Below are 14,186 nucleotides of genomic sequence, written 5' to 3'. Positions count from 1 at the left end.
CCTGGCCATGGACGCCCGTTTCACCGCCGAACAGGACGAGATCCGCCGCACCCTGCGGGAACTCCTGCTCAAGCGCTGCGGTCCGGAGGAGGTGCGGTCGGCCGTGCGCACCGGGGCCGGATACGACGCCGGGCTCTGGGAGACCCTCGCGCAGCAGCTCGGGCTGCCGGGGCTCGCCCTGCCCACGGCGTACGGCGGGGTCGGCTGCTCGTTCGCCGATCTCGCCCTCGCCTGCGAGGAGTCGGGGCGGGTCCTCGCGCCCTCGCCGCTGCTCGCCACGGCCGCCCTCGCGGCCCCGTTGATCCTCGCCCTCGGCACCGACGCCCAGCGCGCCGGGCTGCTGCCCAGGATCGCGGCCGGCGAGCTGACCGCCGCCCTCGCGGTACCGGGCGCCGGGCTCCCCACCGCGCTCGGCCTGGTCGGCGACAACGGCGGGGACTGGGCGGGCGGCGGCCGGGCCGGGGGCGTACAGGCCCGGCCGGGCGAGGAGGGCGGCTGGCATCTCTACGGGGAGGTGGAACGCGTCCTCGACGGGCACAGCGCCGGGCTCCTGCTGGTCGCCGCGCACACCGGGGGGTTCGCCCGGGCCCGGACGCGGATCTTCCTGGTGACGGAGGACGCCCCGGGGCTCGTACGGATGCGGCAGACGTCGTTGGACGAGACACGGGCGCAGGGGCGGGTGCAACTGCGCCAGGTGCGGGCCGAGTTGCTCGGTGAGGAGGACGCCGACGTGCTCGGCGCGCTCGCCTCCGTCGGGGACGGCGCCGCCGCCGTGCTCGCCGTCGAAGCCGTCGGCGGCGCCGACCGGGCGCTGGAGCGGACCGTCGCCCATGTGCGGCAGCGGGAGCAGTTCGGGCGGGCGATCGGGTCCTTCCAGGCGGTCAAGCACCGGCTCGCGGACGTGTACGTGCGGGTGCAGGCGGCGAGGTCCGCCGCGTACTACGCCGCCTGGGCGGCGGGGGCCGGGGGCGAGCGGGTCGGCGGCCTCGCGCTCGCCCAGGGCCTGGAGGCGCTGCGCACGGCCGCCGCCGAGGCGATCCAGCTGCACGGCGGCATCGGCTTCACCTGGGAGCACGAGGCCCAGCTGTACTTCAAGCGCGCGGCCGGCGACGAACTGCTCTTCGGGCCCGTGCACCGACTGCGGGCGTACGCCGCCGACGCGGCGCGGCTCTTCGACGGGGCGGAGGTGGCGGTCTGATGGCGCCGGGAATCCGGTCGCGGGCCGTCGTGCGGAGTGTGCAGAAGGTGTCCTCGACGCGGGCCTTCGCCCGGATCGCCCCGCACCTCGTCCCTGCCATGGACCGCGTGGTGCACCGGCTGACGCGCGGCAAGGTGCTGCTCAGCGCGCAGCTGCTGCCGGGGATCGTGCTGACCGTGCGGGGCGCCCGCAGCGGGCTGGAGCGGCGTACGCCGCTGGCCTGTATGCCGGAGGGGGAGGGCAGCTGGATTCTCGTCGGGTCCAACTTCGGGCGCACCGATCATCCGGCCTGGACCGCCAACCTCCTGGCCCATCCGGACGCCGTCATCAGCCGACAGGGCGAGGACATCCCCGTGAGGGCCCGTCTGCTGGCGGGGGAGGAGCGGGACGCGGCCTGGAAGGCGGTGCTGGCGTTCTGGCCGCCGTACGCCACGTACCAGGCGCGGATCGACCGGGAGATCAGGCTGTTTCGCATCGTGCGCCGCCGCGCATAGCGCAGCAGGCGGCAGTCCACGAAGTGAACTGCCGCCCGCATGACAGGATGTGGGCCGAACAGGGGCCCCAGAAGGTACGGTCGCGCTACTTGGTCGGCTTCTTCCCGGTCACCCCGAGGTGCACCAACAGCGCCAGGTTCGGCTTGAGTTCGGCCTGCTTGACGCCCCAGGTCTGGAAGCCCTTCTGGTGCGAGGCCACCGCGGCGAGCATCGCGACGAGGGAACCGGCGATCGCCGCGGGGTTCACGTCCTTGTCGACCTTGCCCTTGGACTGGAGCTCGGAGACGGAGTCCGCGAGGGAGTTGTTCACCGAGTTCAGGATCTTCATGCGGATCTTGTAGAAGCGTTTGTCGCCCTCGGCGGCGCCCAGGTCGACCACGCGCAGGATCGCCTCGTTCTTCCGCCAGAACTCCAGGAAACCGTCGACGAGTTCCTGTGCGGTCGCCCAGCCGGCCTTGCCGACCCAGGAGCGCCCTTCGAGGAGCTGGGTCAACCCGGCGCCCTCCGTGGCCATTTGCTCGGCGATCTCCAGGACGGCGCCTTCGACGTCCGGAAAGTACTGGTAGAAAGTCGCCGGCGACGTGCCCGCCTTCCGGGCGACATCGATGACTTTGACGTCCCGGTACGGCGACGAGCTGAGCATTTCACTGAGGCAGTCGAGCAGTTTCTGCCTGGTCGCCTGCCCTCGCCGTCCGGCCACGCGGCCGTCGACGGTACGCACTTGTCCTGTCATGCCGTCAGCTTACCGAGGGGTGATCGGAGCGCGATTCGGCCGACTGCAAATGGGGTGCGTGGGGGAGTGCGGGCGGCGAGTGGGGGCCCTGGGAGATGTCCGAGGGTGTCCGGGCCGTCGCGCGGAGTGGATGAAAGGCCGTTAACTTGACCGCATGGCCGTATCCCGGGCGTCCGACGCTACGCACGCCTACCCGGAGGGCGTCCCCTGTTGGGTCGACGCGCAGCTTCCCGATGTGGAGGCGGGCAGGCGTTTCTATGGTGAACTGTTCGGCTGGACCTTCGGAGAGGGGTTCGACCCGCACACGGAGGGGGTGTGGGCGCGCCATCACGGGGAGCCCGTCGCCGCCCTCACACCCAAGCGGGACGGCCGGATGCCCACGGTGTGGACGGTGTCCTTCGCGACCCCGGACGCCGCCGCGCTCGCGGCCCGGATCCAGGCGGCGGGCGGGCAGGTGATCATCGCGCCCACCCCACTGGGCCGCTACGGTACGACCGCCCTCGCGACCGACCCCGAGGGCGGGGTCTTCGGCCTGTGGCAGGCGGGAACCCACTCCGGTTTCGGCAAGCGGCACGAGCCGGGCTCCTTCTGCTGGGCCGAGCTGTACGCGCGGGACCCGGAAACCGTCGACCGTTTCTACGGCACCCTGTTCCACGACGCCCTGTTCGGCCCCGACGCCTCGCCCGACTTCGGCCGCGCCCCGGTCTCCGGTGTCTTCTCGGCCGAGATGCCGCCGCACTTCCTCGTCCACTTCGGAGTGGAGGACGTCGACGCGGTTCTCGGTACGGTGAACCGGCTCGGCGGACGTGTCCAGGCGCCCCCTTTCGACACCTCGTACGGAAGGGCGGCCGTCGTCACGGACAATCAAGGGGCGTCGTTCGCCGTACTCCAGGTACGGGGCCGGTGATTTTGTCCCGAGACACCCCGTTTCGCCATCGGGTTCGCAACCTGTGGCGCGGACAGGAAGAATCGGGGTGCGTGCCGCCATGGCGGTGCGGTGGTGAGACGCTGCACGGGGCCGCGTTCATACGTGGATGACGTGGCTCGTACGGGGAGGTGGCAGGCAAGTGGTGGATCAGCTGACACAGCACGATCCGCGGCGGATCGGGCCGTTCGAGGTGCTGGGACGGCTGGGTGCCGGCGGCATGGGGCTGGTCTATCTCGCGCGCTCGGCTTCGGGCCGGCGCGTGGCGATCAAGACGGTCAGGACCGAGCTCGCCGAGGACCAGCTGTTCCGGGTCCGCTTCACTCGTGAGGTGGAGGCCGCGCGAGCGGTCTCCGGCTTCTACACGGCGGCCGTGGTCGACGCCGACCCGCGCGCGGCCGTGCCGTGGCTGGCCACCGCGTACGTTCCTGCGCCCTCCCTCGAGGAAATAGTGAACGAGTGCGGGCCGATGCCGGCCCAGGCGGTGCGCTGGCTGGCGGCGGGCGTCGCGGAGGCGCTCCAGTCGATCCACGGCGCCGGGCTCGTCCACCGTGACCTGAAGCCCTCGAACGTGCTGGTGGTGGAGGACGGGCCGCGGGTCATCGACTTCGGTATCGCCTCCGGTGTCTCGAACACCCGTTTGACGATGACGAACGTCGCCGTCGGCACTCCGGCCTACATGTCCCCCGAACAGGCGAAGGACTCGCGCAGCGTGACGGGCGCGAGCGATGTCTTCTCGCTCGGCTCGATGCTGGTGTTCGCCGCCACCGGGCACGCGCCCTTCCACGGCGCCAACCCCGTCGAGACGGTCTTCATGCTGCTGCGGGAGGGCCCCGACCTGGAGGGTCTCCCGGACGAGCTGCGCCCCCTCATCGAGTCCTGCATGCAGATGGAGGCGACCGGCCGCCCCAACCCCGCCGACCTCCAGGCCCAGTTGGCACCCCACCTCTTCGGCTCCGGCTCCGACGACAGCGGTACGGCGTCGGCGTGGCTGCCCGAGCGGGCGGTGGGCCTGATCGAGGCGCGCCGCGGGGGCCGTCCGGCGCTGAAGCCCCCGTCCTCCGGCGGGCGCAGCGGGGGCGGACGCCCCGCCCTTCCTCCGCCCCCCTCGCACGCTCCCGTGCCCGTCGGTGCGCCCGACACCGGTCCCGTGCGGCTCGCGGGCGGTCAGGTGCCCATCGGCCCCGGGCCGCGTGTCGCCGACGCCCGCGCCGCCGCCGTGAAGGCACCTCCTCCGGAGGCGGGACTCGCCGCCTCCTGGTCCCGCCCGCGCGTCGGCGTCAACGGCGCCGACCCCGTGCCGACGGCCGCTCCGCCGGCCGCCCCGGACTCCCCGTCCGGCTGGCGGCCCTGGCGCTTCCGTATGTCGAACGACGTATGGGGTACGCCCTCCGTCGCGGGCGACCTCGTCTACGTCACCTCCTTCGAAGTCCACGCCCTGGACGTCGCGACCGGCCGCCGCCGGTTCAAGACGCGGGACGTGGCCTGGTCCATGGCGGTCGCGGACGGCCGCATCCACGCCTCCGACGGCCCCACCCTCTTCGCCCTGAACGCGCGGGAGGGCGCGGACCTGTGGCGTCTGTCCACGGACGCCTGGGTGTACTCCCTGAAGGCCGACCGCGGGACCGTCATCACCGGTACGCGCGGGGGCGGCGTCCAGGCCTGGGAGGCCTCCAACGGCCAGAAACTCTGGGAGATCACCGGCGCCCAGACCGACTTCGAGTCCCCGGAGGCCGGGCCCGCCGTCCACGACGGCACGGTGTACGTCTGGAAGGACGCCCGGCTGCGTGCCCTGGAGGCCCGTACGGGTGAGGAGCGGTGGTCGTACCCGATCGGCGACGCGGCGTCGTGCGGGGGCGTACCCGTACGGATCACCTCCGCGCCCGACGGCTACGTCTACATCTCCGCGGGCACCCGCGTCCTCGCCGTCGACGTCGCCGGCGGGCACGTGCGCTGGCACTTCGAGGCCCCCGCGGTCTTCCTCTCCGCGCCGACCTTCGTGCCGGGCCCCGCGGTCACGGGAGGCGGCGTGTACCTCGCCGACTACCTCGGCACGGTGTACGCCCTCGACGCGACGGACGGACGCGACCGCTGGCGCATCGCGACCGAGGCCCGCTCCTCGATCGATCCCGTCCTGGTCGCGGCCGGCCACGTCCACGTCGGCAGCGGCAAGGGGTTGTACACCCTCGACGCGGTCACCGGCACCCCGAAGTGGCGCTTCCAGGCCGGGGGCGACCTCGTGGGCGCGCCCGCGGTCGCCGAGGGCCGCATCCACTTCGGCTCCACGGACCATCTCCTCTACACCCTGAAGGCGGACGACGGACGGCTTCGGTGGAAGCTGGCGACGGGCGGGGAGATCACCGGTGCGCCGGTGGTCAAGGACGGGGTGGTGTACGCGTGCAGCAAGGACCGGTGCGTGTACGCGCTGGACGCGGAAAAGGGCACGGGCACGGCCCGCACGGCGTAGGGGGACCGGGCCCCCGGGGCTGCGCCCCGGTGCCCCATCGGCCTGACGGCCTCGCTCTCGAACGCCGGTCGGGCGGAGGCTTTTAGGGGCGCGGGGAACTGCGCGACCAGCCCCCACTCGGCCGCAGGCGCATCACCGCACCCGGAATCCGCCCGGCCGCCGCTCGGAGAACAACTCCTCCTGCCGGGCCGGGGGCAGGTTGCCCAGGGAGATGAGGTGGGGCGCCTGGGCGAAGGCGTGGGCGCGGGCGGCCTCGTGGGCCGTCCACAGGGCGCGGACGGTGCCCTGGACTCCTTCGGAGGGGTAGGAGGCGATCACCGTGGCGCAGCGGACGGCGGCCTCCAACGCGCCTCCGGGCGGGGTGAGTTCGGACACCCATCCGATGTCGTACGCCCGCCGCGCGGACATCCGTTCGGCGTTCCCCATGAGTGCCATCCGCGCCGCCTCCCCGTACGGCATCCGGTGCGCCGCGTACACGGACTCGTACGCGCTGACCATGCCGTACGTCGTGTGCGGGTCGAAGAAGGTGGCGGTCTCGTCGGCGACGACGAACTCCGCCTCCCCGAGGAGGTAGAAGGCCCCTCCGCACGCCATCCCCCGCACGGCCGCGACGACCGGTTTCCACAGGTCGTTGGCCTTCGGGCCGATACGCAGGAGCGGGTCGTCGACCATGAAGGGCGAGGTGGGCTGGGGGGTCCGGGCCGCGCGGTCGAGGCCGGTGGAGAAGGCCCGTTCGCCCGCGCCCGTGAGGACGACGGCCCGTACCGAGTCGTCGAAGCGGAACGCCCGCCAGGCGGCGGAGAGTTCGGACGCCAGGGCCTCGTCGATGGCGTTCATTTTCTCCGGGCGGTCCAGGGTCAGCACCGCGACGCCCGTGTCCTTGTCGGTCGCGATCCGCAGCGCGCCCCCGTTCACGACCGGCCGTCCAGAACCCACTGCGGCAGCCCCTCCCCGCCGAACACCACCCGTACCCGCGCTCCGATCCGGATCCGGTCCGGGGGGAAGGAGCCGAGCGGGGCGCCCGGCGCCGTGACCAGGTTGCCGACCAGGCGGATGTGCGGGGCCTCGGCGAGTTCGACGACGATCGCGTTGTACGGGACCAGGGCCGCGTACGCCGGGAGCAGCGGCGGGTGCGGGACGACGTACGACCAGACGCGGCCCAGTCCGCTCATCCGCCGCCACTCGCTGCCGAAGGACTGGCAGTGGGGACAGCAGGGGCGGGGCGGGAAGCGCAGCTCGCCGCAGTCGGCGCACGCCTGGATCCGTAGCTCGCCCTGGGCGGCGTACCCCCAGAAGGGCGCGCCGTCGTCGTCGGGGACGGGCGTGAGAAGGGGCTCGGTCATCTCGGCTCCTCAGTTCCTCAGCAGGATCGCGGAGGTGGGGACGCCCTCCCCCGCCGTGACCAGGCAGGTGGCGGCGCCGGGGACCTGGGCGGTGCTCGTGCCCCGCAATTGCTTCACGCCCTCGTTGATGAGGTTGAAGCCGTGGACGTACGCCTCGCTGAGTCCGCCCCCGCCGGTGTTGAGGGGCAGCCGGCCCCCGATCTCCAGGGCGCCGCCCTCCGTGTAGGCCGCGCCCTCGCCGCGTCCGCAGAAGCCGTAGCCCTCCAGGGAGAGCGGGATCAGGGGGGTGAAGGCGTCGTAGATCTGGGCCACGTCGACGTCGTCCGGAGTGAAGTCGGCGTGTTTCCACAGGTGCCGGGCGGCGGTCCAGGCGGGGCCTGTGAGCGGGTCGTCGTTCCAGTAGTTGACCATGCCGTGGTGCTGGGCGGGCAGGCCCTGGGCTGCGGAGTGGACGTACACGGGGCGCTGCCGGCAGTCCCGGGCGCGCTCCGCGGACACGATCACGCAGGCCAACGCGCCGTCCGTCTCCAGGCAGTTGTCGAAGAGGCAGAGGGGTTCGCTGATCCAGCGGGAGGTCATGTACATCTCGCGGGTCAGCGGGCGCTCGTACATCATCGCGGCGGGGTTCTGGTTGGCGCGGTTGCGGCAGGCGAGGGCGACGTTGAAGAGGTGGTCGCGGGTGGCGCCGTACTCGTGCATGTAGCGACGGGCCAGCATGCCTATCTCGTCGGCCGGTCTGAGCAGCCCGAAGGGGCGGGTCCACTGGGCGGGGGTGGGGAGTTGGACGGCGGTGTTCTTCCACGGCCTGGGCCCGCTGCCCCGCTTGCGCGACCGCCAGGCCACGCCCACCGTCGCCTGGCCGGTGGCGACGGCGGCGGCGAGGTGCGCGACGGTGGCGCAGGAGCCGCCGCCGCCATAGCCCACCTTGCTGAAGAAGGTGAGATCGCCGAGGCCGACCGCCTTCGCGACCTCCACCTCGTCGGTCTCCTCCATGGTGTAGGAGGCCAGCCCGTCGACTTCGGAGGGCGCGATTCCGGCGTCGTCGAGGGCGGCGAGGATCGCGCGGCACGCCAAGGTCCTCTCGGACTCGGGGAGTTGCTTGGCGAAGGGGGTCTGTCCGATGCCGACGACGGCGGTGGCGTCCTTGATCCCCGGCATGGGTGCACCTCCACGGAAGGGCCCGACTGCTGACAGGCCGTCAGGCTACAGCTAATCTGACGGGTAGTCAGCTAGTGGGTTCGCGGCTACGGGAGGCGTGAGATGCGCGGAGACCTGGAATGGGGCAGCGTCCCGGGGCTGATGCGGTCGGCGGCGACGCGCTTCGCGGACCGCGAGGCCGTCGTCGAGGGCCGTACGCGGATCTCCTACGCCGAGCTGGGCGCCCGCGTCGAACGTGCGGCGGCCGCCTGCCTCGCGAACGGCGTACGGATCGGCGACCGGGTCGCCATCTGGGCGCCGAACACCCTGGACTGGATCGTCTCCGCCCTCGGCGCGGTGTCGGCGGGCGCGGTGCTCGTCCCGCTCAACACCCGCTTCAAGGGCACCGAGGCGGCGTACGTGCTGTCCCGGAGCCGCGCCCGGCTGCTGTTCGTGACGGGGACGTTCCTGGGGACGTCGTACGTGGCGTCGCTGCGGCGGGCGGCGGGGGAGAGAGCGGAGGCGGGGGAGGGCGCCGCAGACGGCCCCCTCCCCGGACTCCCGCACCTGGAGCAGGTCGTGGTGCTCGCCGACGACGCCCCCGCCGACTTCCGCACCTGGAAGGACTTCCTCGCGGACGGGGAGGGCGTCGGAGCGGCGGAGGTGCGGGAACGGGCGGCGGCCGTGCCGGGATCGGCGCCGTCGGACATCGTCTTCACCTCGGGCACGACGGGCCGGCCCAAGGGCGCCGTGATCACGCACGAGCAGAGCCTGCGGGCGTACGAGGTGTGGTGCGAGCTGGCCGGTCTGCGCCGGGAGGACCGCTATCTGATCGTGAACCCCTTCTTCCACACCTTCGGCTACAAGGCCGGGGTGCTCGCCTGTCTGATGCGGGGCGCGACGATGATCCCGCAGCCGGTGTTCGACGTGGACACGGTGCTGGCGAACATCGCGTCCGAGCGGGTCACGGTCCTGCCGGGCCCGCCGACCCTCCACCAGTCCCTCCTGGACCACCCGGCGCGGGCGTCGTACGACCTGTCGACGCTGCGGCTGGTGGTGACCGGAGCCGCCGTGGTACCGCTGTGCCTGGTGGAACGCCTGCGCACCGAGCTGGGCGTGGAGACGGTCCTGACCGCGTACGGCCTCTCGGAGGCCAGCGGATTCGTGACGATGTGCCGCCGAGGCGACCCGTCGTCCGTGATCGCGTCGACCTCGGGACGCGCCATCCCGGGCGTGGAGGTACGAGTGGAAGCACCCACGGGTACCCCGGGTGAGGTGCTGGTCCGCGGCTTCAACGTGATGCGGGGCTACTTCGAGGACGCCGAGGAAACCGCCCGCGTCCTGACCCCGGACGGCTGGCTGCGCACCGGCGACGTGGGCGTCCTGGACCCCTCCGGCAACCTCCGCATCACCGACCGCATCAAGGACATGTTCATCGTCGGCGGCTTCAACGCCTACCCCGCCGAGATAGAACAACTCCTCGGCCTCCACCCGGAGGTGGCGGACGTCGCGGTGATCGGCATCCCGGACGGCCGCCTGGGCGAGGTCGGCAAGGCGTACGTCGTCCGACGCCCGGACTCCGTCCTCACCTCCGACGACCTGATCGCCTGGTCCCGCCGCGAGATGGCGAACTACAAGGTCCCGAGGGCGGTGGAATTCGTACGGGAACTCCCGCGGAACGCGAGCGGGAAGGTGGTGAAGGGAGAGCTACGGGGACGGATCGAGCAGGGGTTCAGGCGGGCCAGGGGGTGACCTGGAGTACGTAGACGCACTCGTGCCGAGCGACGGTCAGGTAGAGGAACATTCCGCCAGGCACGAAGGCACTGTGCGTCCCTTCGCCCGCGCCCTCGTACCTCGTTCCGTCGAGGTGCAGTGCCGCGGCGGCTCGTACGATCTCGTCGGCCCGGCTCTCCACCTCGGCGACGAAGGCGGGCGGGGCCGGTGTCGCGCCGCCGATGACGTGGGCTTCGTCGGGGTCCTTCTCCCAGCGCCGGTTACTCACGAGTGAGCGACTCGTGGGCCCAGGCGTGGACGGCGTGCAGCTCGTCCATGGCGTCGCGCCATGCGGCATCGCTCCGGTCGACGCTTTGCGCGGTGTACTCGGCGGCGCGCAGCCGTGCCGCCGACGCCGGGGTCCTGGCGATCTCGATCGCCACGGCCCACGTCTCCAGGAACTGTGTGAGGGGACCGAGGCTCCCCGTCTGCGCGGCCAGCGCGATGGCCTCGTCCTTCTGCCGCTCCATGTCGGCGAGCCGGTGGGGGGCCACCTGTGCCAGAGCGACGCGAAGGGCCGCGGGTGTCCGCTCGGGCCGGGGAACGAGGGGCCCGCCGGGGTCGATGTGCTGTGCGGCCATCCTGATCCTTCCGTGGACCGTGCCACGCCTACGGTACGACAGTGGCCGTCGGTTACGCAGGGTGTTCGGATGAACGCGGACACACATCGGCCGCGACGGCTCCCCCTCCGCGCCGCCGCGGCCGATCCCCGTTCCCCGTGTGGTGTAAGTCCGTCCCCCCGGTAGGACTTAGACCGGCTCGTCCGTGGCGTGGACGTTGTCCGTGGTGGCGTCGCCGGTCTCCGTCGGGGCGATCGGGTTCTTGCCGGAGAGGGGCTCGGTGGTCGCGTGGACGTTGTCCGTGGTGGCCGTGGGCTCGTCGGTGGCGTGGACGTTGTCGGTGCTGTTGGTGTCGCTCATGTCTTTGCTCCCCTGTTTTTGATGCGATAGGGCGAAAGCACCCGCCCGGCAACTCCCCCGAGGACCGCCGGACGGGCACTTCTGGGCCGGTTCACCTTAGAGGTTCGACCCCCTGTCGTCCCGTCTGCCCCCCGACGCGACGGATCGACGAGTTGAGAGTGCCGGGTGGCGATAAACGAATGATGAACGTGCAGGCGCATGCTCTCAGGCGACGGCGAGAGGGTTCAGGAGAAGGCGTACGGCATCGGCTTCCGGGGAGCCCAGCGCGTCGAAGATGTCCAGGGATTCACGCCAGCAGACCTGGGCGCGGCCGTTCTGGCCGATGCCGCTCAGGGCGCGCCCCAGCACGGTGAGGACGTTTCCGCGACGCCACTCGCCGCCGATGCCGCGCAGCACGGTCAGTGCCATCTCGGCGTGCGGGGCCGCCTGCGCCGGCCGTCGGGCGGCGAGGTCGACCTCGGCGAGACGGAAGAGCGTCATGCCTTCCCACAGGCGCTGGCGGCTGTCTCTGAACACCTCCAAGGCTTCCTGGAGGCGCTCGGTGGCCTGGAGGTGCTGCTCGCTCTGGGTGAGCGCGAGCCCGAGGGCGTAGCGGCCGTTGGCGCCCTTCAGAGCGTGCCCCATGTCGTCGTACATGTCCGTGCCCTGCTGGGCCAGGGCGACCGCGCTCGCGGTGCGCCCGGTGGCCAGGTGGATGCGCGAGAGGTTGCACAGCGCGCTGGCTTCGCCGGGGCGGTCGTCGCAGGAGCGGAAGCCTTCGATGGCGCGGGTCAGTTGCTCCTCGCCGTCCTCGTGGCGGTTCTGGTAGAGCGCGACGACGCCGCCGATGTTGGAGGACCAGTAGCCGGTCACGGGGTCGGAGGCGGAACAGGCCAGCTCCACCGCGCGAGCTGACTCCTGGGCGGCCAGGTCGAAACGGCCGGCGATGTGGTGCACGTAGGCCAGCGTGGTCAGGGCCCGCGCCTCAGTGCGCGGATCACCGACTTTCTGCGAGGCGACGCGGGCGGCCCCTGCGATCGCCTCGTACTCCTTGGAGTTGGCACCGGACTCGGCGAGATCGACCGACGCCCACAGGAGGTCGACGGCGCGCCGCAGCATGTCCGTGCCGCTGGACTGACGCACGCAGGCCAGCAGCGAGATCGCCTCGGAGTACAGCCAGTCCTGCGCCGGATGCCGATCCTCGAACACCAGCCCGGGGTACTCCGTGGCCTCCAGATGGTCCACCAGCCGGTCCCCGGGACGTTCGATCGCGTACACCCCGGCCGCCGTCGCCAGATAGAAGTCCAGCAACCGCGACATCGCCGCGTCCCGCTCGCTCGGAGGCTGTTCGTCGCGTTCCGCGCAGGCTCGGGCGTAGAGGCGTACGAGGTCGTGGTAGCGGTAGCGGCCGGGGGCGGCGGATTCCAGGAGGGAGGTGTCGACGAGGGATTCGAGGAGGTCCTCGGTGTCGTCGATCGGGAGGTCGAGGACGGCGGCCGCGGCGGCCAGGGAGATGTCGGGGCCGTCGGCCAGGCCCAGCAGGCGGAAGGCGCGGGCCTGGGCCGGCTCCAGCTGGCCGTAGCCGAGTTCGAAGGTGGCCTTGACCGCGAGGTCGCCGGCCTGGAGCTCGTCGAGGCGGCGGCGCTCGTCGCCGAGCTTCGCCGCCAGGACCGAGACGGTCCAGGTGCGGCGGGCGGCCAGCCGGGAGGCCGCGATGCGGATGGCGAGGGGGAGGAAGCCGCAGGCCGCGACGACGTCGAGGGCCGCTTCGCGCTCCGACGCCACCCGCTCCTCGCCGACGATCTTCGTGAAGAGCTGGAGGGCCTCCTCCGGGGACATCACGTCGAGGTCGACGAGGTGGGCGCCCGCCAGATCCACCATCCGCACCCGGGACGTGACCAGGGCCGCGCAGCCCTCCGTGCCGGGCAGGAGCGGGCGGACCTGGGCCGCGTCGCGGGCGTTGTCCAGGAGGACCAGGACCCGGCGGCCGTCCAGGACCGAGCGGTAGAGCGCCGAGCGTTCCTCCAGGGAGTCGGGGATGGAGGAGTCCGCCGTGCCCAGGGCACGCAGGAACGCGCCGAGGACCGTCTCCGGCTCCGCCGCCCGCTGGCCCGCACCTTGAAGGTCGACGTACAGCTGTCCGTCGGGGAACGACGTGCGCGCCTGGTGGGCCACGTGCACGGCGAGGGTCGTCTTGCCGACGCCGCCGATGCCCGCGAGCGCCGAGACGGCCATGACCTGGCCCTCGCCCTCGGCGGAGGAGGCGGAGGCCAGGACGTCGCTCAGTTCCTGGACGAAGGAGGCGCGGCCGGTGAAGTCCGTGACGGTGGCCGGGAGTTGGGCCGGGCGGACCGGTGTCGCGGTGGGCTCGGCCGCCGGGGCCGAGGGTTCCGCGAGGCCCGGGTCGGCCTGGAGGATCCGCTGCTGGAGCTCCTTCAGGCCCGGGCGCGGGTCCACGCCGAGCTCGTCGGCGAGGAGGCGGCGCGTGTCGGCGTACACGGCGAGCGCCTCGGCCTGCCGCCCGCTGCGGTACAGGGCGAGCATCAGCAGTTCGCGCAGCCGCTCGCGCAGGGGGTGCGCCGCGGTCAGGGCGGTGAGTTCGGAGACCGCCTCCGCATGGCAGCCCTGTTCCAGGTCCATGTCGAGGCGGGATTCGAGGAGTTGGAGACGCCACTCCTCCAGGCGGGCCCGCTGGTTCTCCGCGTACGGCCCGGGCACGCTCGCCAGCGGCTCCCCGTCCCACAGGCCCAGCGCCCGGTTCAGCAGGTCGCGGGCGGAGCACAGGTCGCCGGAGTGCTTGGCCTTCTCGGCGTCGGCGGCGAGTTCCTGGGCCTCGGCGAGGTCGAGGGAGCTGTCGCTCGCGGCCAGCCGGATCGCGTAGCCGCCGGACTCGCTGATCAGGACGCCGGGGTCCAGGGCCTTGCGGAGCCGGGAGGCGTACGTCCGCACGGCGGCCAGCGCCTGGGGCGGGGACTCCTCGCCCCAGAGGGCGTCGATCAGCTCGCCGGACGTGGCCGTCCGGCCCTCCCGCAGCAGCAGCGCGGCCAGCAGGGCGCGTTGCTGCGGGGACCCCGTGGGCAAGGAATCCTCGCCGCGCCAGGCGCGCACCGGTCCGAGCACGCTGAAGCGCAACGCCGCCGATTCCCCGGCACGTCGCTGCTCCGGCACCCGCGGTACACCGTCCATCGCCGTCCCCCTGCCGAACCGTCAGTTCTAC

Annotated in this window: 13 protein-coding genes; 5 read left to right on the top strand and 8 right to left on the bottom strand. The window is 72.5% G+C overall.

The genetic code is table 11. From position 1 onward, the window contains the following. Window positions 1–7 precede the first annotated feature (7 nt). The gene (locus ACZ7M2_RS19675) at window positions 8–1,198 is read left to right on the top strand and encodes an acyl-CoA dehydrogenase family protein (RefSeq protein ID WP_471596328.1); all 1,191 of its coding nucleotides are present in this window, start codon (window positions 8–10) and stop codon (window positions 1,196–1,198) included. Then, window positions 1,198–1,692, top strand: a complete 495-nt coding sequence (locus ACZ7M2_RS19670) for a nitroreductase family deazaflavin-dependent oxidoreductase (protein ID WP_352044171.1) — start codon at window positions 1,198–1,200, stop codon at window positions 1,690–1,692. The genes ACZ7M2_RS19675 and ACZ7M2_RS19670 overlap by 1 nt, the downstream gene beginning before the upstream one ends. Before the next feature lie 85 nt (window positions 1,693–1,777). Here the strand turns inward: ACZ7M2_RS19670 and ACZ7M2_RS19665 are convergent, their stop codons facing one another. After that, entirely contained in the window at window positions 1,778–2,413 is a 636-nt protein-coding gene (locus tag ACZ7M2_RS19665; RefSeq protein ID WP_352044465.1) for a TetR family transcriptional regulator, read from the bottom strand. Window positions 2,414–2,579: 166 nt separating this feature from the next. Between ACZ7M2_RS19665 and kbpA the strand changes: the two genes are divergently transcribed. After that, a complete protein-coding gene (gene kbpA / locus ACZ7M2_RS19660; RefSeq protein ID WP_471596327.1) occupies window positions 2,580–3,332 on the top strand; it encodes an AfsK-binding protein KbpA in 753 nt (250 codons plus the stop codon). A 160-nt stretch (window positions 3,333–3,492) separates the two neighbouring features. After that, a complete protein-coding gene (locus ACZ7M2_RS19655) occupies window positions 3,493–5,817 on the top strand; it encodes a serine/threonine-protein kinase (RefSeq protein WP_352044173.1) in 2,325 nt (774 codons plus the stop codon). A gap of 132 nt (window positions 5,818–5,949) precedes the next feature. Here ACZ7M2_RS19655 and ACZ7M2_RS19650 read toward each other — a convergent pair whose 3' ends face one another. Genes ACZ7M2_RS19650 through ACZ7M2_RS19640 form a run of 3 tightly spaced genes read right to left on the bottom strand, consistent with a single transcriptional unit; the run spans window position 5,950 to window position 8,318 of the window. After that, window positions 5,950–6,753 (bottom strand): enoyl-CoA hydratase/isomerase family protein, encoded by an 804-nt coding sequence (locus tag ACZ7M2_RS19650; protein ID WP_471596326.1) that lies wholly within the window; start codon window positions 6,751–6,753, stop codon window positions 5,950–5,952. Further along, window positions 6,729–7,160, bottom strand: a complete 432-nt coding sequence (locus ACZ7M2_RS19645) for a Zn-ribbon domain-containing OB-fold protein (protein ID WP_471596325.1) — start codon at window positions 7,158–7,160, stop codon at window positions 6,729–6,731. The genes ACZ7M2_RS19650 and ACZ7M2_RS19645 overlap by 25 nt, the downstream gene beginning before the upstream one ends. A 9-nt stretch (window positions 7,161–7,169) precedes the next feature. Then, entirely contained in the window at window positions 7,170–8,318 is a 1,149-nt protein-coding gene (locus tag ACZ7M2_RS19640; RefSeq protein ID WP_471596324.1) for a lipid-transfer protein, read from the bottom strand. Window positions 8,319–8,420: 102 nt separating this feature from the next. Here ACZ7M2_RS19640 and ACZ7M2_RS19635 point away from each other — a divergent pair, with 102 nt between their 5' ends. Further along, a complete protein-coding gene (locus ACZ7M2_RS19635) occupies window positions 8,421–10,049 on the top strand; it encodes a FadD3 family acyl-CoA ligase (protein WP_471596323.1) in 1,629 nt (542 codons plus the stop codon). Here the strand turns inward: ACZ7M2_RS19635 and ACZ7M2_RS19630 are convergent. The 4 genes from ACZ7M2_RS19630 to afsR form a co-directional block, all read right to left on the bottom strand. Beyond that, the gene (locus ACZ7M2_RS19630; RefSeq protein ID WP_471596322.1) at window positions 10,030–10,299 is read right to left on the bottom strand and encodes a hypothetical protein; all 270 of its coding nucleotides are present in this window, start codon (window positions 10,297–10,299) and stop codon (window positions 10,030–10,032) included. The genes ACZ7M2_RS19635 and ACZ7M2_RS19630 overlap by 20 nt on opposite strands. Continuing rightward, window positions 10,292–10,651, bottom strand: a complete 360-nt coding sequence (locus ACZ7M2_RS19625; RefSeq protein WP_471596321.1) for a DUF6247 family protein — start codon at window positions 10,649–10,651, stop codon at window positions 10,292–10,294. The genes ACZ7M2_RS19630 and ACZ7M2_RS19625 overlap by 8 nt, the downstream gene beginning before the upstream one ends. A gap of 168 nt (window positions 10,652–10,819) precedes the next feature. Then, the gene (locus ACZ7M2_RS19620) at window positions 10,820–10,990 is read right to left on the bottom strand and encodes a hypothetical protein (RefSeq protein ID WP_352044180.1); all 171 of its coding nucleotides are present in this window, start codon (window positions 10,988–10,990) and stop codon (window positions 10,820–10,822) included. A 204-nt stretch (window positions 10,991–11,194) separates the two neighbouring features. Next, entirely contained in the window at window positions 11,195–14,155 is a 2,961-nt protein-coding gene (gene afsR / locus ACZ7M2_RS19615; RefSeq protein ID WP_471596320.1) for an SARP-family global regulator AfsR, read from the bottom strand. Window positions 14,156–14,186 lie beyond the last annotated feature (31 nt).

This window comes from Streptomyces sp. NPDC111507, assembly GCF_055638955.1.
This window is presented reverse-complemented; position numbering and strand designations above follow the sequence as displayed.